16 protein-coding genes and 3 pseudogenes are annotated in these 20727 nt (G+C 33.1%); 5 read left to right on the forward strand and 14 right to left on the reverse strand.

Annotated features, from left to right (window positions below; genetic code table 11):
* Window position 1: 1 nt before the first annotated feature.
* Entirely contained in the window at window positions 2–1954 is a 1953-nt protein-coding gene (locus ACM595_RS07660) for a hypothetical protein (protein ID WP_000163792.1), read from the forward strand.
* Between the two features lie 71 nt (window positions 1955–2025).
* Here ACM595_RS07660 and dfrG read toward each other — a convergent pair whose 3' ends face one another.
* The 7 genes and pseudogenes from dfrG to ACM595_RS07695 all read right to left on the reverse strand — a co-directional run bounded on the left by dfrG (window position 2026) and on the right by ACM595_RS07695 (window position 8409).
* On the reverse strand, window positions 2026–2523 hold the full coding sequence (dfrG, locus tag ACM595_RS07665; RefSeq protein ID WP_000868795.1) for a trimethoprim-resistant dihydrofolate reductase DfrG: 498 nt from the start codon (window positions 2521–2523) through the stop codon (window positions 2026–2028).
* 299 nt (window positions 2524–2822) lie between these two features.
* The gene (locus tag ACM595_RS07670) at window positions 2823–3482 is read right to left on the reverse strand and encodes an NAD(P)H-dependent oxidoreductase (protein ID WP_037537761.1); all 660 of its coding nucleotides are present in this window, start codon (window positions 3480–3482) and stop codon (window positions 2823–2825) included.
* 93 nt (window positions 3483–3575) lie between these two features.
* Window positions 3576–4382, reverse strand: a complete 807-nt coding sequence (locus ACM595_RS07675) for a Cof-type HAD-IIB family hydrolase (RefSeq protein ID WP_002482337.1) — start codon at window positions 4380–4382, stop codon at window positions 3576–3578.
* A 257-nt stretch (window positions 4383–4639) separates the two neighbouring features.
* Window positions 4640–5170 (reverse strand): NAD(P)H-dependent oxidoreductase, encoded by a 531-nt coding sequence (locus tag ACM595_RS07680; RefSeq protein WP_011302353.1) that lies wholly within the window; start codon window positions 5168–5170, stop codon window positions 4640–4642.
* A gap of 123 nt (window positions 5171–5293) precedes the next feature.
* Window positions 5294–5479 (reverse strand): helix-turn-helix transcriptional regulator, encoded by a 186-nt coding sequence (locus ACM595_RS07685; protein WP_069826146.1) that lies wholly within the window; start codon window positions 5477–5479, stop codon window positions 5294–5296.
* A 492-nt stretch (window positions 5480–5971) separates the two neighbouring features.
* Window positions 5972–7502, reverse strand: a pseudogene (locus tag ACM595_RS07690) (sodium:solute symporter).
* Between the two features lie 25 nt (window positions 7503–7527).
* Window positions 7528–8409, reverse strand: a pseudogene (locus ACM595_RS07695) (N-acetylneuraminate lyase).
* Between the two features lie 260 nt (window positions 8410–8669).
* Here ACM595_RS07695 and ACM595_RS07700 point away from each other — a divergent pair.
* A complete protein-coding gene (locus tag ACM595_RS07700) occupies window positions 8670–9542 on the forward strand; it encodes an ROK family protein (protein WP_041079322.1) in 873 nt (290 codons plus the stop codon).
* Between the two features lie 5 nt (window positions 9543–9547).
* Here ACM595_RS07700 and ACM595_RS07705 read toward each other — a convergent pair.
* Window positions 9548–10258: pseudogene (locus ACM595_RS07705) on the reverse strand (MurR/RpiR family transcriptional regulator); the annotation flags it as partial.
* Window positions 10259–10424: 166 nt separating this feature from the next.
* Here ACM595_RS07705 and ACM595_RS07710 point away from each other — a divergent pair.
* A complete protein-coding gene (locus ACM595_RS07710; protein ID WP_037537658.1) occupies window positions 10425–11093 on the forward strand; it encodes an N-acetylmannosamine-6-phosphate 2-epimerase in 669 nt (222 codons plus the stop codon).
* 76 nt (window positions 11094–11169) lie between these two features.
* Here ACM595_RS07710 and srtA read toward each other — a convergent pair whose 3' ends face one another.
* Window positions 11170–11769, reverse strand: coding sequence for a class A sortase SrtA (gene srtA, locus ACM595_RS07715; RefSeq protein WP_002482327.1), 600 nt, complete (start codon window positions 11767–11769; stop codon window positions 11170–11172).
* Between the two features lie 222 nt (window positions 11770–11991).
* On the opposite strand from srtA, the gene ACM595_RS07720 reads away from it, so the two are divergent.
* The gene (locus ACM595_RS07720) at window positions 11992–12483 is read left to right on the forward strand and encodes a GNAT family N-acetyltransferase (protein ID WP_011302346.1); all 492 of its coding nucleotides are present in this window, start codon (window positions 11992–11994) and stop codon (window positions 12481–12483) included.
* A gap of 74 nt (window positions 12484–12557) precedes the next feature.
* On the forward strand, window positions 12558–13727 hold the full coding sequence (locus ACM595_RS07725; RefSeq protein WP_419744241.1) for an ArgE/DapE family deacylase: 1170 nt from the start codon (window positions 12558–12560) through the stop codon (window positions 13725–13727).
* A 189-nt stretch (window positions 13728–13916) separates the two neighbouring features.
* On the opposite strand, the gene ACM595_RS07730 is transcribed toward ACM595_RS07725, so the two are convergent.
* The 5 genes from ACM595_RS07730 to ACM595_RS07750 form a co-directional block, all read right to left on the reverse strand.
* On the reverse strand, window positions 13917–14591 hold the full coding sequence (locus tag ACM595_RS07730; RefSeq protein WP_419744242.1) for a haloacid dehalogenase type II: 675 nt from the start codon (window positions 14589–14591) through the stop codon (window positions 13917–13919).
* 875 nt (window positions 14592–15466) lie between these two features.
* Complete coding sequence (locus ACM595_RS07735; RefSeq protein WP_041079326.1) at window positions 15467–16537, reverse strand: NAD(P)-dependent alcohol dehydrogenase; 1071 nt, start codon at window positions 16535–16537, stop codon at window positions 15467–15469.
* Between the two features lie 18 nt (window positions 16538–16555).
* Window positions 16556–18049, reverse strand: a complete 1494-nt coding sequence (gene xylB / locus ACM595_RS07740; RefSeq protein WP_419744243.1) for a xylulokinase — start codon at window positions 18047–18049, stop codon at window positions 16556–16558.
* A gap of 7 nt (window positions 18050–18056) precedes the next feature.
* Window positions 18057–19349, reverse strand: a complete 1293-nt coding sequence (locus ACM595_RS07745; protein ID WP_419744244.1) for an MFS transporter — start codon at window positions 19347–19349, stop codon at window positions 18057–18059.
* An 86-nt stretch (window positions 19350–19435) separates the two neighbouring features.
* The gene (locus tag ACM595_RS07750; protein WP_002482320.1) at window positions 19436–20452 is read right to left on the reverse strand and encodes a LacI family DNA-binding transcriptional regulator; all 1017 of its coding nucleotides are present in this window, start codon (window positions 20450–20452) and stop codon (window positions 19436–19438) included.
* Between the last annotated feature and the right edge of the window lie 275 nt (window positions 20453–20727).

Below are 20727 nucleotides of genomic sequence, written 5' to 3' on the forward strand. Positions count from 1 at the left end.
AATGACCAAGCTTAAAAGATTAGCCACGAAGGAAGATGAAATTGTAGATGTTAAAATTCCGATTTCAAACGAAGAATTAAAAGATAGGGCTAAACAATATGATTTATTAACTCCAAAACGATTTGCAACAAGGTATAACAAAATGTTGTTCTTGCCAACGTCTTTTAAATGGAACGGTTCTGAATATCCCATTCAATATAATTACTGCATCAATCCGTTTTGTTGTAATTTTGGGAAAGAACAGCACAAATTCAAAGATGTAAAAGGGAAACCAAGTCGATATAAAATGACTGGTAGTTCCAAAGATAAAGGTCATAAAGGTATGTACTGCAATGACAATCCTATTGGCAGAGGTGTATCGCAAAACTGTACAGTAACCCCTTTATCTAATTGGTCTGTTGTTGAAGAAATTAAACGCCTTATAGAAATCAATAGCATCCAAGATGTTGAGCCAGATTATCAATTTCATAAAGAAGGCTGCTCGGAAGAAGAATCAACCCCATTCAATGAGCCGAAGCAATTTTACAAAAGGGGGAAAAGTAGGGGCAAATCTCAACGCTATCAATGTAAGGCGTGTAAGAAGTTCACTAATGTTCTACCAAAAAGAGAAGAAACCACTACTTATCACCAACAAAAGAACACCATTCTTCCAATGTTCGCTAAGATGGTTGTTGGAAGGGTTTCAGTCAGTCGTACTTGTGATATTTTAGGAATTGGAGTTGGAACCTACTATCATAAGCTGGAGTGGCTGTATAGGCGTTGTTTGGAGTTTTTAGAACGATATGAGACACAACCCCTTCAAACAAAGAAATTTAACGAGATGTGGCTTAATACGGACAAGATGCACTACTACCTAAATAACGTCCGTAAGAAAGGACAAGGTTCAAAGAAATATACGGGGTTTGAAGACCTTAATATGCAAACGTATATAGTTGTATCTGCTGAGGTCTTATCAAGATATGTGTTCCGTTCTGATGTTGCCTATGATTGGAATATTTCAATGGATGAATTAAATGAAGATACAAGAAAATTCAAAGAAGACCATCTCAATACTTTTAGTCGTAAAAATGATAGGTTAGATTGGTCTTATTATCCACAAGAACCATCCGCTAACGATAGCGAAAATAGGAATGCTTATCTTCACGAATTAGGGAAAATTACTAATAGGAGTAGATTTGTCGATGGTTTAAATGTTGATGCTCCTTATACTACAACTGCTCACTATTGGTTAATTAAACAAATGGTTAATGCCGACGAATGGCGAATGATTAGTGATGATGACTTCTCTATTAGAAACGCCTTTTATAGAGTATTCACGAAAGAATTAAGGTTGAGCGATGCACATCATTTTATTTGCCAAGTTAACAAGACGAAAAGCAGAAAACAATGCTTAAAAGAATTCGGACAAGCAAAAGCAGAACTGCTCGATTGGGGAGATATCAGAGGATTCAAAACAAAGTTTCTACGGACTTTGGCATCTCATTATCTAACTGAATTACTAACAAGTCATCAATTCCACGAAGAGGCTATTAGTAAAGATGGAGAAAGATATCGCAAATATGCCGATAACCCTATCAAACATCCATTAGCCACTAAGGATAAAGGATTTTATTCAGTTGATTGTAGAACGGATTTATCTGCTCTGGAACCAAACGAAATCGCAAAGATGCTATTAAATGTTAATGACCATTCGACCAATAGCTTTATTCAACAGATAAGACGTTATATATCATCTCTTGAAAGACCATTAACAACAGCTCGTGGTGATAAGAAGAGCTATATTTACGCTAACTTCAATCCGAAGTATGCTCAATTTGCGATTACAATTCTAAGAACTTACTACAACTTTTGTCGCCCTTTTAAATCAGCGGATAAAAAGGTTTTGACACCTGCTCAAAGATTAGGGATTACAGATAAACAATTTGATTGGAAAGATATAATTTATTTCAAATGACAAAAAGAGCTTGGAGTAATCCCAAGCTCTTGTGCTTTATCTTTACTGTTCTTCTTCAATTAACGCACCCGTTAACTCAATAAGTTTTTTCTTTCATATACATGAAAATAGTAGTTATACGGATTTTTATCATTCTTTATCCCTTTTTGGGCAAATACCTCATTCCATTCCTCATAATTCACTTCTGGAAAAAAAGTATCTCCTTCGAATTCATGATGTATTTTTGTGATGTACATTTTCTCAACATAAGGGAAAAACAAATTATAAATCTGTTCTCCTCCGAAAATAAAAATTTCTTCTTCGTTTTTACATAACTCAAAAACATCTTCTATTGAATGAACAATTTCACAACCATTAAAGGTAAACCCCTTATCTCTCGTCAGAATAATATTTCTTCTGTCAGGTAAGGCTCTTCCGATTGATTCAAGGTTCTTCCTACCTAATATTATCGGATGTCCCTTTGTAGTATTTTTAACATATTCCCAGTCCTTGGGAATCCTCCAAGGAATGTCATTCTCTTTGCCAATCACTCTATTCTTATCCATCGCAGCAATCAAAGAAACTTTCATTTATAACACAGCCTTTTTAACTAATTTACCATCTAATTTCTTATTTCTATCAAAAAACCTTTTCTCATTATCCTGCCCGTTAGTTGAATAAGCAATTTTTTCTATAAGTTATATTATCATAATACCACAAAATCACAAATTTTCATTCAATTATCATTTTCAATTGCATTTTATAAATCATTTTGTATGTAATTTGGTATGTAAGTTAAAATGAAAAAAGTAGTCCATTTTGAAGTACATTTTGTCATTTTGTACTCCAAAACTGAACTACTTAGCAACTGCACCAAGCTTTTCTTCATTTATTCTAACCATTCTACGATATCATCTTGTGTTTGGCGTACTTTATCTTTCGGTTCCGTTTCTCTATAACCAAAAGCCACCATAACAGATGGCGCAAAATGCGCTTCGTCTATAATGCCTTCATCAGTTAAAAATTGTGTGACCGCATCTAAATCAAAGCCTTCTATTGGACATGAATCGATATTTAATAATGCTGCACTTGTCATCATGTTACCCAGTGCAATATAAGTCTGTTTTCTCGCCCAATCTAATAAAGATTGGTCATTGTCATTAATGTGAAAGTTAGTTTGAAAATCATCAAATTTCTTTTCTGTAGCTGGAATGCTCGCTTCACTATATTTTTTTACATTTCTTATCATATGTTGTACGTAATCTGATTGTGAAGTTACATTTTTGCGTGCTAAAATTAATACAAAATGACTTGCTGTATCAAGTTGCCCTTGTGCACCCCAACTGATTGCTTTAAGTTTATCTCTAATTTCACGATTTTGAATAACTACAAATCTCCAAGGCTCTAAGCCTAGTGAACTGGGTGAAAGTCTCCCCGTTTCTAAAATTGTATTAAAATCACTCTCTGAAATTTTTTTGTTTGCATCAAAGCGTTTTGTTGCATGTCTAAAATTAAAAGCATCTAAAATCGTTTGTTGCATTTGAGTCATCACTTTTTGAAACCTACCTTTCAAATTAATCATTTATATATGTAGTGTAGCAATTTTGAAATTCGTATTAAAACAATATGTTTTATAACACAATCAAATCGGTTTGTTTAATACTTCGGATTCAATCACGCTTAACACACCTTGCTTATCATTCGAGGGTGCCACATGTTTTGCTGCTTCAAACAACGAATGATCTTCACTATTCTCCATCACATAACTATGCTCGGCTAATAGCAACATATCTAAATCATTATTTGCATCACCAAACGCCATTAATTCTGACGCGTCGAGTTGCCATGTGTTCAATAAACGTTTTAATGCGTTCCCTTTTGTTACACCAGGGATAATGATATCAATACTATCATGTCCACTAGATACAAATTCTAACTTACCATTAAAACGCGCTTTAAGATCCTCATCAAGTGTAGGATGCGTCTCACGGTTTATGTTAAATGCTATCTTCACATACTCATCTTCGGGTAAGTGTTGTAAAGAATGAATTTCTTCTAATTGACGATAATAAAAATGTGCATCTTTTTTAAACGACTCAGGATTTTCCTTTAAAATATAGGCACTACTTAATCCGCATACAATTAAGTTATTGATACCTCTTTCAATATTTAAATAATCTACCACTTGCTGATAAAAGTCTCTATCGAATGTTTGATAATCATATAATTTATCCCCTTCATAAATAACCGCACCATTTTCTGCCACAAAGTACATCGCTCGTTCTCCGAAAATTGATTTCAATTTCGCATATTGGTTACCACTAGCAGCTATAAACTTAATCTGCTGCGTTTTTAATTGCTGAAATATACGTTCAAATCGTTCTTCATCGTATGTTTTTTGCGTATTTAAAAATGTACCATCCATATCAACTGCAATTGCTTTTATCATAGTGTCCCCTCAAATCTTTCAATTTATATGTTTATCTATTATTATATCGATATTGTAGTTTGATTCAAAGTAAATCCCTTACATAATAGCTGAATTCATAAAAAAACAGAGTCAAACAGCAATCTCTTTTAATAAGATTTCGCTTGTTCCACCCTGTAGGTATGAAACCATATTATAAATACCTATACTTTACCGCTTCAATTCAATCATGTTAAATATAACCATAAACGAAAAAATTTGTCTTAGATTATCTTTAATTACTTGTTTAATGATTGAATAAAGTTCAAATAATCTTGCGTATTCTCTTCTAATTGACTAGGCGCAATAGTAAATGCACTGTATAGCTTATGCGCACCAACATAGTTTGCAGATACAAATCGTGTCGTTGCAATCATCGGACTCACTAATTCATCAATTGTAAATTTCACATTACCTTCTGGTGTATAGGCTTCTGCTATTGACCCAATAGAAATCGCCAATCCTATATTCTTTCCTTTTAAGGCGTCTCCTTTAGAACCATATGCCCAACCATGTGTAAAGACTTCATCTAAGTACTGTTTCATTAATGGTGGAGAACTATACCAATATAATGGATATTGAAAAATAATATGATCATGCGCTTCTATCAGTTTTTGTTCTTTTTCGATATCAATTTTGCCATGTGGATATTCTGGATAGATTTCATGTACTGTGACAGACTCACCTATCTTAGAAAGTGCATCTCTCCAATGCTTATTCACAGTTGAATTGCTAATATCTGGATGTGCAATAATGACTAATGTAGACATTTGGTCAGTACCTCACTTTTTTAAATTTAATAAGTATATATTAATCGCATATGACTCAAATTGAAATTTTTTTGCCTAATTTAACTAAATCTTTTTAAAATTATTTATTTTTTCATATTTATTTCAAGAAAAAAGTTCATCTACTGTCACATCAAATAACTTCGCGAGTTTAAATGCTAATGACAATGAAGGGTCATATTTATCATTTTCTATAGCATTGATTGTTTGCCTTGATACTCCCAATTTTTCACTCAAATTTTCTTGAGAAACGCCAGTACGTTTTCTATATATTTTAATTTTATTTTTCATTTAATCAATCCTTAAAAGTGTACTTTGAACGCATAGTTAAATAATTAAATAGTAGTAGAAATAGACCAATAACCAAGAATATAATTTCAGGATATGTCGATATTAATGCTCCATCCATATCAAACCAACCAAAGGTTCTTAGTATAAATATAAACAACAAACAGTACACGAGCCAAATAAAACTTTTAGCTAGTATTTCTACAAACATTTTACTTTGTCTTTCATCATATTTCGATCTACCTTTGTGTTGGTTTAAAGTTTCTTTTGGTAAAAATTTATTGGTAAACCAAGTCCAAATAGTAGAATATTCATATTTAACAATCCTAAATGTCAAAGGTTTTTTACATTTTTAATATAACTATCCTACTAGAAAATGTCAAATTTATTTTACATTTTCTATCTTGAGATTCTTCGCATATTTAATTGCTAATTAAAAAATAAATTACAATAAAAAGCTTACCAGTGTGTACTACACTGATAAGCTTTACTTATCTATTTCTTCACATGTATTTTAGAAACGTAATTTGATTTTTCTTTAATATCAAAAATAGTTAAGCCAACAATATCTTTTTTCTTACCAGGTATTACAATACTGATTAGATAAGAGAAGATAAATGCAACTAGGAATGAAATAATGGATACAAAGAATGGCGAATTGCCACCGCCAATACCATTGAAGATATAAGCGAAGATAATACCTAACGCCAAACCGCATATAACGCCTAGGGTATTTGTTCGTTTCGTAAAGATACCTACAGCAAATACACCCGCGAATGGCACACCTACAAGGCCCGTAATTAATAGGAATAAATCCCATAAGTCATTAGAATCTGAAGCAATTAAGTAGATAGACATACCAAATCCAAATAAACCAGAAAGTATAATCATCCATCTAGCAAAAGTAACTTCGTCTTTCTCTTTACCTTTACCGAAAAATCTATGTTTGATATCGACAGATAAACAAGCTGAAATTGAATTTAAGCTTGATGAAATTGTAGATTGTGCAGCTGCAAATATTGCTGCAATAAGTAATCCGGCAATAAATGGTGGCATTTCTATCAGTATGAAATAAGGTACAATCGATGATGTATTAAAACCTTCTGGCAAAGCACTTTCATGTGTGTAGAAGGAATAAAGCATTGTCCCCATATCATAAAATAATGGGGCTGAAATCAATGCCAAAACACCATTCATCCATAATGATTTCTTCGTTTCAGACATGGATTCAGATGCTTGATAACGTTGTACAACATCTTGACTTGCAGTATATTGATGCAAATTATTAAATATATTCCCTAAGAAAATAATAGGAATTGCTGCCGCGGCAGTATTAAACTTCCAATTATTTGCACTGATTAATTTTTTATGATCTAGCGCGTCCGTCACTACAGTTCCCATACCACCTTTGATATGTACAATACCCAAGATAATGATTGCTGCAACACCACCTAATAGGATGACCCCTTGAATGAAGTCACTCCATACCACACCTTCAAAACCACCAAGGAATGTATAAAGAATACACAATATCCCTACTAGACTCGCTACGACATAAGTATTTAAATCAGAAACCGCAGTAATCGCTAGCGTCGTTAAATAAATCACAATAGCTACCCTTCCTAAATGGAACAATACAAATAGCAACGACCCAATCACACGGACACTCGGCCCAAATCGTGCTTCTAAATATTCATAAGCTGATGTCACCTTTAATTTTTTTAAAGAATGGTACATAAAAATAAATTAACAATGGAATAATAGCTACAATAGTGATATTGCCAGCTATGTAAGACCAATCTGTTAAAAATGCTTTTTCTGGTGTCGACATAAATGTAATCGCACTTAATGTCGTTGCATAGATAGAGAACCCAACTGCCCACGAAGGCAAACGGCCACTAGCTGTAAAGAAACTATCTGTGTTTTGACTTGCTCGTTTTGTAAAATACGCACCCACCAATAACATTAATACGAGATAAACTATTACAGCTACCCAGTTCCACGTCCCAAAACCTACTTGTTGCATTTACTTCATCCCCTTACGCGATGTCTTATAAATTATAGTCTTTAATCAGTTTGTCTAATTTACTTCTGTTTGCTTCGTTAAATGGTTTAAATGGACGTTTAGGTACGCCGCCGTCAATACCACGTGATGCTAAAATCTCTTTTAACGTAGAATAAATCCCCATAGATAATACATTTTCGATAATATTATTGGTTTCGTGTTGAATTTCATAAGCTTCCGCAATATTGCCATTTTGCGCTTTTTCAAATATTTGTCTTGCACGCACACCATTGACATTATAGGTTGAACCAATTGCACCATCTACGCCTGATACTGCTGCTTGAACTAACATTTCATCAAATCCTGATAAGATTAATTTATCTGGAAAAGCTTTACGAATTCTTTCTAATAAGAAGAAGTTTGGCGCTGTATACTTCACACCAATGATTTTTTCATGGTTGAAAAGTTCACCAAATTGTTCAATCGAAATATTTACACCCGTTAAATCTGGAATTGCATAAATAATTAAGTTATTTTGTGTAGCTTCAATAAGTTCAAAATAATAGTCTTTAATTTCTTCAAATGAAAATGGATAATAGAATGGTGTGACTGCAGATATCGCATCATACCCAAGTTCTGTAGCATACTTACCAAGTTCAATCGCTTCATTTAAGTCTAATGAGCCAACTTGCGCAATCATTTTCACATCGTCATTGACCGCTTCTTTTGCGACTTTGAAGACTTGTTTCTTTTGTTCTTTACTGAGCAAGAAATTCTCACCTAAACTACCATTAACATATAAGCCATCTAATTTTTCTGTCTCAATCGCATTTTTGGCAATTTGTGCTAACCCTTCTTCTTTCACTTATCCATTTTCATCAAATGGTACTAATAATGCTGCATATAATCCTTTAAATTTATCTTCCATGAAATAATCCTCCGTTTGCTTTTATGAGTATTCTTCTGTTAAAAACCCTGTGTTCCTTTATCCAAGTTGAAAAATGTTTGTTTAATACTATTTACAGTTCGAATTGTAAACGCTACCATAGAGTGTATCAATAGTATTTTGAAAAAATTCATCATTTATACTAAATTTCAATGAAAATATTTTTCAAAGTTATTATAGCTACACTTTTAAATTTAAAAATGATACATATATATTTGAATACATTACAGGAGGCAATATAAATGACGGATTATAAAGTCGCAATTGATATCGGAGGCACTGATATCAAAGCTGCTGTTTTAGATAACGGCTTAAATTTTGTAGATTATCAAAAAATACCCACACCGAATAATATAAATGAATACATCGTTGACAAAGTTTATGACATTGTTAAACATTTTCAAATGACCTATAAACTTTCACCACTGCATGTAGGCATTTCCAGCGCAGGTGTAATAGATGAAACCAATGGCGTGGTTGATTATACTGGCCCTACCATTCCGAATTTTAGGGGCACAAATTTCCCCAAACTGTTAGCATCACTCAATGCGGATGTCAAAATTTACAATGATGTTAATGCGGCTTTATTAGGAGAACTTTATTTTCATCAATATGATGTAGATAACATTTTTTGTCTTACTTTGGGAACTGGTATTGGTGGTGCTTTTTATAATCAAACTTTAGGTTTATACAATGGCACACGTCATCGTGCGAATGAGATTGGCTACCTATTATATCGCTCTGAAGATCAATTAACATTTGAACAACGCGCTTCTACAACAGCACTTAAATCTTTAATGAAATCCAAATCATTTCCTTATAGCGATGATGTGCCAATGCTATTTAAATTGGCGGATCAAGACAATGAACTCGCCTTAGATATTCTAAATGAATGGAGCTTTAATGTTGCAGAAGGCCTAGCACAAATACAAATCATATATGATCCTGGTTTAATTCTGATTGGTGGAGGGATTTCTGCTCAAGATCAAACTTTACTTAAATATATCGTTCCTAAAATTCAGAATTTCCTTCCACCTGAATATGGTCATGCCGAAATTAAAACGACACACACTAAGAATCATGCTTCACTATTTGGTGCAGTTTCACAATTTTAATAATTTAAAAAAAGTGTCGCTATTTGTGTATTGACAAATCTTGAATCATTGATTCTTGATTGATCCGTAGTAATTAATACCAAGTCTGCACATTCCGTCAATGTACTACCTTCGTAATTTGTTATAGCAACCACATAGGCCCCACGCGCGTGTGCCACTTCAGCTGCTGCAATTAACTCAGCAGTTTCCCCACTATTTGAAATGGCAACAAATGTATCAGAAGTTGTTAATAATGATCCAAATATTTTCATTTGATGCGCATCTGTCGATACACTACCTTTTAATCCCATGCGCATCATTCTGTAATAAAACTCTGTCGCAGATAAACCAGAACTACCTAAACCCGCATAAATAATTTGTCTACTTCTCATGATTTGATTTACAAAACTTTGAATTTTTTCATCAGATATAAATTCACCAGTTTGTTGGATAATATCTTGATGATATTTATGAATACGCTGAATCAACGGACTATTTTCTATCACTTTATCCGTCATTTCTTGCTGTAAATTAAATTTTAAATCTTGGAAATTATCATAGTCTAATTTATTACTAAAGCGCGTAATCGTTGCTGGCGATGTTCCAATCGCATGCGCCAATGAATTGATTGTTGAAAATGAATCATCAAAATGATTACTTTGAATATATTCAACAATTTGTTTGTCTGTCTTTGTAAATAAATGATGATAGCGTTGAATGCGATTCTCAAATTTCATATAATCCCCTGCTTCCAAATTTTGATTTCATTATATTATAAATGAAAATATTTTTCATAACAACGAAATGTATCGATTAATATTTTCTTAGTGTTATATTGAAAATACAAATCTAATACAATATAAATATTCAATTAAATCTACTAAAGTTATGGAGAGTGCAATTATGTTACCACAGGGATTAATCGTATCGTGCCAAGCATTACCAGATGAACCATTACATTCATCTTTTATTATGTCTAAAATGGCCTTAGCAGCATATGAAGGTGGCGCCGTTGGTATCAGAGCGAATTCTAAAGCAGACATTATTGAAATCAAAAAAGAAGTCGACTTACCAGTAATTGGAATAGTAAAACGTGATTATGCGCATTCTGACGTTTTCATCACGGCTACTAGTAAAGAGATCGATGAATTAATTGAAAGTAACTGCGAAGTCATCGCATTAGATGCAACCAAACAAACTCGTCCTAAAGAATCATTATCAGAGCTTGTATCCTATATAAGAAATAAAGCACCAAACGTTGAAATTATGGCGGATATTTCTACACTTGAAGAAGCTAAAAATTCAGACGAACTTGGTTTCGACTATGTCGGCACTACGTTACGTGGGTATACGTCATATACAAAAGGTCATATTTTATATGAAAACAACTATCAGTTTTTAAAAGATGTCTTGGCTCATGTAAATGCTAAAGTCATTGCTGAGGGTAATGTAATTACACCTGAAATGTTTAAAGATGTAACAGATTTAGGTGTTCATTGTACTGTTGTAGGTGGCGCGATAACAAGACCGAAAGAAATCACAAAACGTTTTATCAATGCTTTTGATAAATAATACAATAAAAAAGACCTTATCTTAAGAATGATCTGTATCGTGTCATCATTTCTATGATAAGGTCTTTTATTTAAACTTATACCGCTTCAGCTATAAATATTTTACGATCTTCCCAAGTATTTGTTTGTTCATTATAGTTGTCACAAGTAATTAACGTTAATTGTTTTTTACTAGACTTGTGTTCATCTAAAACTTGCACATCTTCAGGTTTGACATCAAATATTTTTGTGATTTTATAGACATTGTTCTTATTGCCTACTTTAAAGCGCACTTCACTGCCTTTTTTCGCTTCTTTTAAATTAGAAAATTGATAATCAGACGATCCGATATTAGTATGACCAGCAATGGCAATATTCTGATCATCTAGCGACTCATCCGCTTCTGCAAAGCTAACACCTCTATCTAACAGCTCAGGCGTTGCCGGTCCTGGATAAACAGGCGTCTTTATTTCTGCATCTGGGACTGTTAAGTATCCCACCATCTCAGATTTATCTTTTGGAATTTCCTGTTTGTTTTCTTTTTTATTTGCAGCATCTTTATCATACGTTTCTATTTTTTCTTCGCTTTCTTTTTCATGTAAATACTGGTCAATATGCGGTTTAGCGAATAAATAAATCGCTGCTAATATGAATAGCATACCAATTAAGGTAATGAGTCGATTCCCCCATTTTTTCATACACGTGTAACTCCTTTTCCAAATCATCTTTTCTTCAAATATTATAAATAAGTATAGCACAACTTATAATGTATGATGTACCTTAATCTAACTATACCAAAAGAAGTATAATGCTACTAAATGTTAACTTTTATAACATACATTTGCTAAATTTTGCGCTGAGGTGTTTAATGATTTTATTATTTAATTTGAAACATAGTAAAAACAAAGGATGGTCATATAATGATAAGACATGCTACTAAAAGTGATTTGCCAAATATTTTAGATATATATAATGATGCAATTTTAAATACAACTGCAGTATACTCGTATAAGCCACAGACCTTAGCATCACGTGAAATTTGGTTTGAAAATAAATCTCAAAATAATGAACCCATTTTTGTTTTCGAAGAACAAGGTGAAGCTGTTGCATTTGCTACTTATGGGTCTTTCCGTGATTGGCCTGCATACCAATACTCAATTGAACATTCTATATACGTAAATGAACATCATAGAGGTAAAGGCATCGCTTCACAACTACTCAAACAACTTATAAATCATGCTCAGGTTGAAGGTTATAAGACACTCGTTGCAGGTATTGATGCTACAAACGATAATAGTATTTATTTGCATAAAAAATTCGATTTCCAACACTCAGGTACGATACAAAATGTTGGTTATAAGTTCGATAAATGGTTAGATCTTGCATTTTATCAACTTGACTTAAGCAAATAAAACACGTCATTACGACATCAACTCACTTCTCCTATGCGTTTTAAAAATGCATGTTAGTGGTGTATAGTACTGTAATGTCAGTATTATCTAATGAAGAACGCGTGAAAATATTATCAGATATCATTGAAATTCAATCCGTAAATGAAAAAGAGTTAGATGTTGCACATTATTTACAAAAACTATTTAAACAATATGATATTAATTCCGAAATATTAGAATTAGAAGATGAATCTTCACGTGCAAACTTGGTGGCTGAAATTGGAAGTGGCAAACCTGTGGTTGGAGTTTCAGGACATATGGATGTCGTTAAAACAGGTGATACAGAGCAATGGAACTATGATCCATTTAAATTAACAGAAGATGATCAGGGTAGATTACACGGGCGTGGTTCTGCTGATATGAAATCAGGGTTGGCAGCACTCGCTATTAGTTTAGTAGAAATTAAAAAAGCAGGTACATTAAATCAAGGTACCATTCGCTTTATGGCAACTGCTGGTGAAGAAGTAACGAGTAATGGAGCTGCTTTATTGCATGAAAAAGGTTATATGGATGACGTTGAAGCATTATTAATTGCTGAGCCTTCGCAAGATGGTATTGTTTATACTCACAAAGGTACGATGGATATCCAAGTGATTTCAAAAGGGAAATCCGCACATAGTTCAATGCCAGAACTTGGATTTAATGCTATTAATCCACTCGTTGATTTTATTCACTATTTAAATGTTGAATATAATAAAGTAGATGTTCGTAGTAAACTTTTAGGTACACCTACAATGAATTCAACGATTATCAATGGTGGCGATCAAGTGAATTCCATTCCTGAATACGCAGAATCATTATTTAATATGCGTACCATTCCTGCATATGATAATAAAAAATTCGAAAGCTTATTCAACAGTATAAAAGAAAAAGTAGAAAAAGAAGATAACGCCGATATTACTGTTAATCCTTATGTTAATCGTGATCCAGTATATACGACTGGTAACAATGAATTCTTAAAATTAGCAAAATCTTTAGGCGATGAATATTTCAACAGAGATTTAGATGTTACGTCTTCTACAGCAACTACTGATGCGTCTTATTTAATGAAAGATAAAGGTGAAGATTTCTCATTTGTTATGTATGGTCCAGGTGAAACAGGACAAGCGCATCAAGTTGACGAATATGTATATAAAGATACGTACTTAACATTCATTGATCTTTACACACAAATGCTTCCACAATATTTGAATGACTTTAAATAATCTAATATATTGTTTTTAATACAAGATGTACTAAAAGAGCTTGGGACACAAATAAGTGGCTCAAGCTCTTTTTCTATTTGGCAATGGGTATAGAGTTTATTTCTTCTTCAGTCAATATTAAATTCACTTATAACAACTATCAACATAAAGTAATCCAAAATTTTCACTAAACTTCAAAATGTTATTTTATTATTTATTCATTTCTAACCATTTAACTAACTTATTAAGATTGCTCACAGTCATCGTAGGAGATTGGCCATTATAATCGAATTGTACTTTGTCACGATTTATCCAAACGGTATCAAAGCCAAAGTTTGCAGCACCTGTAATATCCCATGAATTTGAGGAAACAAATAAAATCTCTTCTCTAGTCAAATGATAATAATTTAATATTAAAGCATAGCTCGCAAGACTTGGTTTATACTGTTTAATTTCGTCCACACTCATGACAGTGTCAATATATTCACTGATTTTCGAATTATCAACTAAAGGCATTAACATGCTATCATTACCATTCGATAGCACACCTATATCTATATTTTTAGCTTTTAAATCCGAAAATACTCTTGGTATTTCTTTAAAATAGTCTAGATCTAAAAAAGCATCAAACAATTGATTAATATCTTCTCTATTATATTGTACTTTGTGTTCATCTAACGTATATCGCAAAGCATCTTTAGTTAAATCATCAAAAGTGATATAACGTTGCATAATTTGTTTTAAAAACATATGTTGTAATTGTGTTTTTCTCCATAATTGTGAGATAGAAGATGCTTGCGCTTCATCAAATTGGTCCATATGCTTTTCAAGTGAAGATATATCAAAAATAGTGCCATACACATCAAAAATAATCGCTTTATACATCATTAACCTCCCCTTCATCCAAAAATCAAACTCACTTACTATTTATCACCAATTTAATCAATCAAAACCGTTTTTACTCAAATTCTATATATAGCTTACTAAACCTAATTAATTAAATTTTTTAATGTCTTCAATCATTCGATTCATATAAACACTTTAATTATAGTTATCATGCTAAATATTAAGAATTTATAAAATTACACTTATGTAGATTATATAATCTTAAAACGGTTATAGCATAGTAAAAAGGAGGCTGGTTGATATGAAAAAACTTTTTCTGGTAGATTTATTAAACTTGTTCTTCATAGCACTGGGTTATTTAATAATCATTGCAATCCTACTATTTTCATTCGACTTACTTGAAATTAAAACAACCGGTTCTGTTTTTCTAATCGCCCTGAGTCAGATTACTTTTGTTAATATTTTTAGTAATTCAGTATTCAATGGATTATTCACTTTATTTTTAATCATTTCTTCTCTAATCTTCATATATAAATCAATCGATTTATATATATAAAGCAAATAAACGTGCACTTAATGATAATGCGACGTCATCATGAATGACTTTATAGCAGTAATTAGTATTTATCGCAATTAAAATCGTTTTATCTTTAAAATGTTTTTGATTTAATATTGTAAAGATACATTATAAGTTATATAATATCCATATAGAATGTGTGTGTTTATATCGAGGCTTGTGATGTGCCGTTAATTATCATAGTTATATTCCATTCCCAGAATTAAACTTTATGCACCCATTTTAATCTATGATATAAAACTACATTCTTAAAATGTGCGCTTAATTGTGTGTGCATTAAAAAGAGAACTAAAGTCACATTCAGGCTGTGACTTTAGTTCTTCTATTTATAATCAATTTATTCAGGTTTACCATTAGGATAAACCATTACTTTTAATGATCCACTCTTATTCGTTCTCGCCTGTTCCATCGCTTCTTTTGCCTCATTTAAATCATAAGCATCCGTGAACATCGTGTTTAAATCTGCTGATGTGGACGCCAACATTTCTAGACCCATATCATACGTATTTGCGTATCTAAAAATACCTACAATATTGATTTCATGATTTGCTATAAAAGGAATGTTTAACTCAATATTTTCTTGTTGAGGTAAACCAACAATAGCTAATGTACCACCATTGTTTAAAGCAGCTAAAGCATTTTGTAGAGCAATTGGGTTACCCGCTGTCTCAAATGCATAATTAACACCTTTACCTTTTGTAATTTCATTAATTCGTGTAGCCACATCTTCTTCTTTAATATTAATTGCATGTGTTGCACCTAATTTTAATGCTTCGTCTAGACGTATTTTTTCAAGATCAGATACAATAATTTTTGTAGCACCAAATGCCTTGGCTGCCACAACTGCCATGAGCCCTACTGGTCCCATTCCCATAATAACCACTGTTGAGCCTGGTTGAACATTGGCTCTTTTACAAGCTTGCACACCTACAGAAAATGGTTCATTAAGGGTTGCCTCTTCGTATGATAATGCTTCTGGTATATGGAATAAAAAGCCCTCAGGATGGCTGATATATTGACTAAATGCACCGTCAACTGGCGGTGTTGCAAGAAATTCTACATCCGGACATAGATTGTATTTCCCTGATTTACAATACTCGCATTCACCACAAGGCACACCAGGTTCAATCGCTACTCTATCCCCGACTTTAAATCTTGTTACATTACTACCTACATCGGTCACTACACCTGAACACTCATGCCCTAGAATGAGAGGTTTTTCAACTACAAATTCACCTACACGTCCGTGCTCATAATAATGTACGTCTGAGCCACATACCCCTACAGCCATAACTTTTACCAAGACATCTGTTGCGCCTATCTTCGGCACTTTAACTTCTTTCATTTCCATATCAAATGGCTTATTTAATAATGAGATATTCATTGTTTCTGGTATATTTTTTTCCATAATTGTACTCCTCCTATATTATTTAATAGTTAATAATTGTTGCGTTAATGTCTGTGTTTGTTCATAAATTTGTCTATAAACGTTATAATACTGTTCATATTTTTTATGGTTTTCCAAGTTTGGATAATACGTTTTATCATATTCAATAAAAGCATCTACACAGTCTTCCATAGATTTAAACCAACCCAATCCATAAGCTGCCAGCATTGCTGCACCCATACCTCGTCCCTCTTCATATTTCAAAGGTGTGACCTCTGCGTTAAAGACGTCAGCTTGAAGCTGTAACCAAAAATTACTTTTAGATCCTCCACCAATCGAAATAACACGATTACTGTTACTGTTCGCTTGCATCATGTATCGATACGATTCATAAAGCGAGTATGTGATCCCTTCAATTGTTGCTCGTGCAAAATCAGCCTTAACTGTATTAATACTTAAACCAATAAAGCTGCCTCTTATATATGCATCACCATGAGGTGTACGTTCACCTTGTAAATATGGGGCAAATAGTAAACCATTGGCACCAATTTGAGATTCGGCAGCCTGTTGCACAATATCATCAAAGGATTCATCATCAAACATTGCACGTTTTAACCAATTCAAGCTATCTCCTGCACTCAAAGTCACCCCCATTGTATATGTCATTTGAGGCAATGCATGATTAAAATAATGTATATTGTTTCCTAATGATTTTTCATTTTCTTGTGAGCAAGTTAATACAACACCAGACGTTCCTATACTGCATAAAGCCTGTGCTTCATTTATAACCCCTGCTCCTAAGGCGCCACAAGCGTTATCAGCTCCGCCAGCAAATACAGCGACATCATTATCAAGCCCTAATGCTGCTTTTACATCTTCTGTTAAATTACCAACAAAATCATGCGAATTAATTAACTTAGGATATATATCACCTATTGCTAATTGTTCACCTACTCGTGTATCCCATTGCTTTGTATCTGTATTCAATAATAACGTACCTGCAGCATCACTATATTCCATTGAAATATCACCAGTCATTTTGTATCTAACATAATCTTTAGGTAGTAAAAACACATCTAATGCTTGCCAATGTGTTGGTTCATTCTCTTGTAGCCACAATAATTTAGGTAAAGTAAATCCTTCTAGTATTGGATTTTTCAGCAATGTTTCTCCAAACTGATTTTTGATTGATTGGCATTGTTGTGTCGTTCTTGTGTCATTCCATAAGATTGCATTTCTAATTGGTTCTCCTTGGTGATTCAGTGCTACTAATCCATGCATCTGTCCGGAGAACGATGCGCCAGATATTTTTTTATTTTTCAACTCATCTAACTTAAGCAGTTCTTTAATGCTTTTCATAACCGCTTCAACCCACGAATCTGGATTTTGTTCATTATAACCAGGTTCAGTTTGAATTAATGTCAATGGTTCACTCATTTGACCAACTACTTGCCCATCTCTATTAACTGCGATTGTTTTAACTGCACTTGTACCTAAATCGATACCTAGAACGACCTCTTCCACTAAAATCATTCCTTTACTAATTAGTTCGTGTTTGTTTATTCATTTCAGTTACTTTACGATCATCTATACCCGGTTGATGTACTTTTATAAAGTAAGTAATCACTGCACCCACGAAATAACAAATTGCAAATGCCCATACGACACCAACTTCATTAAATATTGGTGAGAACAGTGTTGCAATGGCTGGTGCAGCAAAATTACTCAAACCTGCAGCTAAATTATGTGATGATAACGTTGCACCAATATGTTCAGGTTCTAATGCAGTAAAAATTGCAAAAATTGGAACAAATGCTGACTGCGTAATACCAAATAACACTGCACATAAAATAGCAATAGCAAATATATCTCCACTCAATATTGGTAAATAATAGAAAAGTAACGTTGTAATGCCACATCCTATACAACCAAATAACATGACTTGGCGTTTCCATCCAATCTTATCCGCTACAATACCCCATACGACATCTCCTACAATACAAGTAATATGCATCGTTCCCCATGTCCATAGCCATTGTTGCATTGTAAAACCAATCGTATCTGTAAATAAAACAGGGAAAATAACGACTAATCCAAATAGAGAAAGCTGATTAATAATCCTAACTACAAACACTTTAATAATATCTGGATTTTTATAGACAATCCCCACTTCTTTAAGTACTTTTACATATCTTTCTTTAATAGGCTTATCCACATTAGGTTTAATATTTCTCTTGCCAACGACATAGAATGCAATTAATCCACCTACCCCAATCCAGATGACAGACATCCAAAGTGTGCCCATAAATCCTATATGAGGGATAGTAAAGCTTGGTAAATATGTACCAATCACACCCATACCTACTGAGAACATTGCCCAGAACCAACCTATAGCAGTTGCCAACCGCGCTTTATTCGTAATATATGTTACCCACACTAAAAATCCATATAAGAATAAAGGATAACCTAATCCTCTAATACCGTACATGAGCAACATCATACTGTAATTTTCTAAACCAAGCCCAAAAACTAAAAATAATATGTGAAATACTAACCAAATAACTGTTCCTAGAACCATCACTTTTCTCGGACCATAGACATCTGATAAAACTGCCGCTAACCATGAACCGACGACTACCATGACACCATATAACGTGAATACAAGTGATGCTTGTCCGCTTGAAAAACCTAAATCAACAATGTTTTTTGATAAAAATGCTTGTTCGATGCCATCACCTGTCATGAAAATGAATATTGCAATGAGCGCTGCAAATATGATTCTCGGTACTCCCATCCAAGTCTTTTCTCTCACGCTATTACTTGAAGTATCCAAATTAATTCCCCCCCTTTATGATTAACCATCTTTTAACTTAAACGTTTAAGTTAAATTCAATAAAAACCCATATAGTCATGGATTTTTTAAGTTTTATTAAATGAACACGATTCACGGATAATCAATTTTGTCGATAGTTTGATTGACGTTACATCCTTACCTTTAATCAATTTATAAATCATTTTTGCTGCAACCTGACCCATTTCTTTAACTGGTTGAGATATTACTGTAAGTTTAGGTGTATAAATTTCATTCCAATAACTATCATCAAAACCCACGATAATAACATCTTTTTTAATTTCTTTTTCACTTTCTTTTATGGCTTGTAACGCGCCTAACAGTAATAAATGATTCGTAGCAACAATTCCTTTAATCCCTTTACTTAGCAAAGTCTTCGTAGCTTCGTAACCACTATAGATTTGAGCATTTGTCCCTAATTGTTGATCACTATAATGAATTAATGACGGATTAACATTTAAATCAAACTCGGAAATAGCCTTATTATAGCCATTTTTCCTGCCAATTGTAGTGCTAATATTAGGATTCGCAAGTAGTAAGCCCACTTCTTTACATGTACTTTCTAAAACACGTTTTGTTGCAATATAACCCGCTTCTTCATTATCAACGGTTATAGACGGTAGGCTTGTAGATTCAAGCTCTCTATCCAACGTCATTATCGGTATTTTCAACCACTCACGCTTCATATGAAATTTTGATTTCACTGGCACAAGTATAATAGCGCTTACATTTTGTGATACAAATGTTTCTATTAAATCTTGTTGTTTGTCTTCATTTTCTTCTGAAGATGCAACGGCAACATGTAGATGATGTTTTTGACACTCGTGGCTTATCTCAGTTAACACTTCTGTAAAAAATGGATTTTGGTCTGGGACAATAAATGCAATAATATTGGAACGTCCTGTCTTTAATCCCCTAGCAAATTGATTAGGTTCATAGTTCAATGTTTCTATGGCATTTAGCACCTTATCTTTGGTTTTATCACTTAATTCAGAACTTTTATTGTTCAACACGTTTGATACTGTGGCAATGGATACACCGGCCACACGAGCTACGTCATGCAAAGTAGGTTTATTATTTTTCATCTCTCTCACCTTAAACGTTTAAGTTATACTGTAGACTTTTACAAGTCAATATATACATTATAAGAACTAATCTTTGTTTTTGCAAACGCTACCAAACAAATTTTGAATTTCCTCGCTTCAAGTTTTCTTAGACATCTTTTTATTAATCCAACACCCCAACTTTTTAATACCATCTGTACAAAATCTAAAATATAAATAAATTCACCCCTCATTAATTATTTCAAATAGTCTTTATATTAATAAATTTAGATATTCAACATTTTCAAACAATGAAG

It is taken from the genome of Staphylococcus sp. LKG3-1, assembly GCF_048568385.1.
Classification (GTDB): domain Bacteria; phylum Bacillota; class Bacilli; order Staphylococcales; family Staphylococcaceae; genus Staphylococcus; species Staphylococcus saprophyticus.

Coding starts and splice junctions, on each gene's coding strand:
- ACM595_RS07730 (WP_419744242.1), bottom strand. CDS start 14,591: ATGTATAAAGCGATTATTTTTGATGTGTATGGCACTATTTTTGATATA.
- ACM595_RS07725 (WP_419744241.1), top strand. CDS start 12,558: ATGTCAGTATTATCTAATGAAGAACGCGTGAAAATATTATCAGATATC.
- xylB (WP_419744243.1), bottom strand. CDS start 18,049: ATGATTTTAGTGGAAGAGGTCGTTCTAGGTATCGATTTAGGTACAAGT.
- ACM595_RS07670 (WP_037537761.1), bottom strand. CDS start 3,482: ATGACTCAAATGCAACAAACGATTTTAGATGCTTTTAATTTTAGACAT.
- ACM595_RS07710 (WP_037537658.1), top strand. CDS start 10,425: ATGTTACCACAGGGATTAATCGTATCGTGCCAAGCATTACCAGATGAA.
- srtA (WP_002482327.1), bottom strand. CDS start 11,769: ATGAAAAAATGGGGGAATCGACTCATTACCTTAATTGGTATGCTATTC.
- ACM595_RS07685 (WP_069826146.1), bottom strand. CDS start 5,479: ATGAAAAATAAAATTAAAATATATAGAAAACGTACTGGCGTTTCTCAA.
- ACM595_RS07675 (WP_002482337.1), bottom strand. CDS start 4,382: ATGATAAAAGCAATTGCAGTTGATATGGATGGTACATTTTTAAATACG.
- dfrG (WP_000868795.1), bottom strand. CDS start 2,523: ATGAAAGTTTCTTTGATTGCTGCGATGGATAAGAATAGAGTGATTGGC.
- ACM595_RS07680 (WP_011302353.1), bottom strand. CDS start 5,170: ATGTCTACATTAGTCATTATTGCACATCCAGATATTAGCAATTCAACT.
- ACM595_RS07750 (WP_002482320.1), bottom strand. CDS start 20,452: ATGAAAAATAATAAACCTACTTTGCATGACGTAGCTCGTGTGGCCGGT.
- ACM595_RS07700 (WP_041079322.1), top strand. CDS start 8,670: ATGACGGATTATAAAGTCGCAATTGATATCGGAGGCACTGATATCAAA.
- ACM595_RS07660 (WP_000163792.1), top strand. CDS start 2: ATGACCAAGCTTAAAAGATTAGCCACGAAGGAAGATGAAATTGTAGAT.
- ACM595_RS07720 (WP_011302346.1), top strand. CDS start 11,992: ATGATAAGACATGCTACTAAAAGTGATTTGCCAAATATTTTAGATATA.
- ACM595_RS07735 (WP_041079326.1), bottom strand. CDS start 16,537: ATGGAAAAAAATATACCAGAAACAATGAATATCTCATTATTAAATAAG.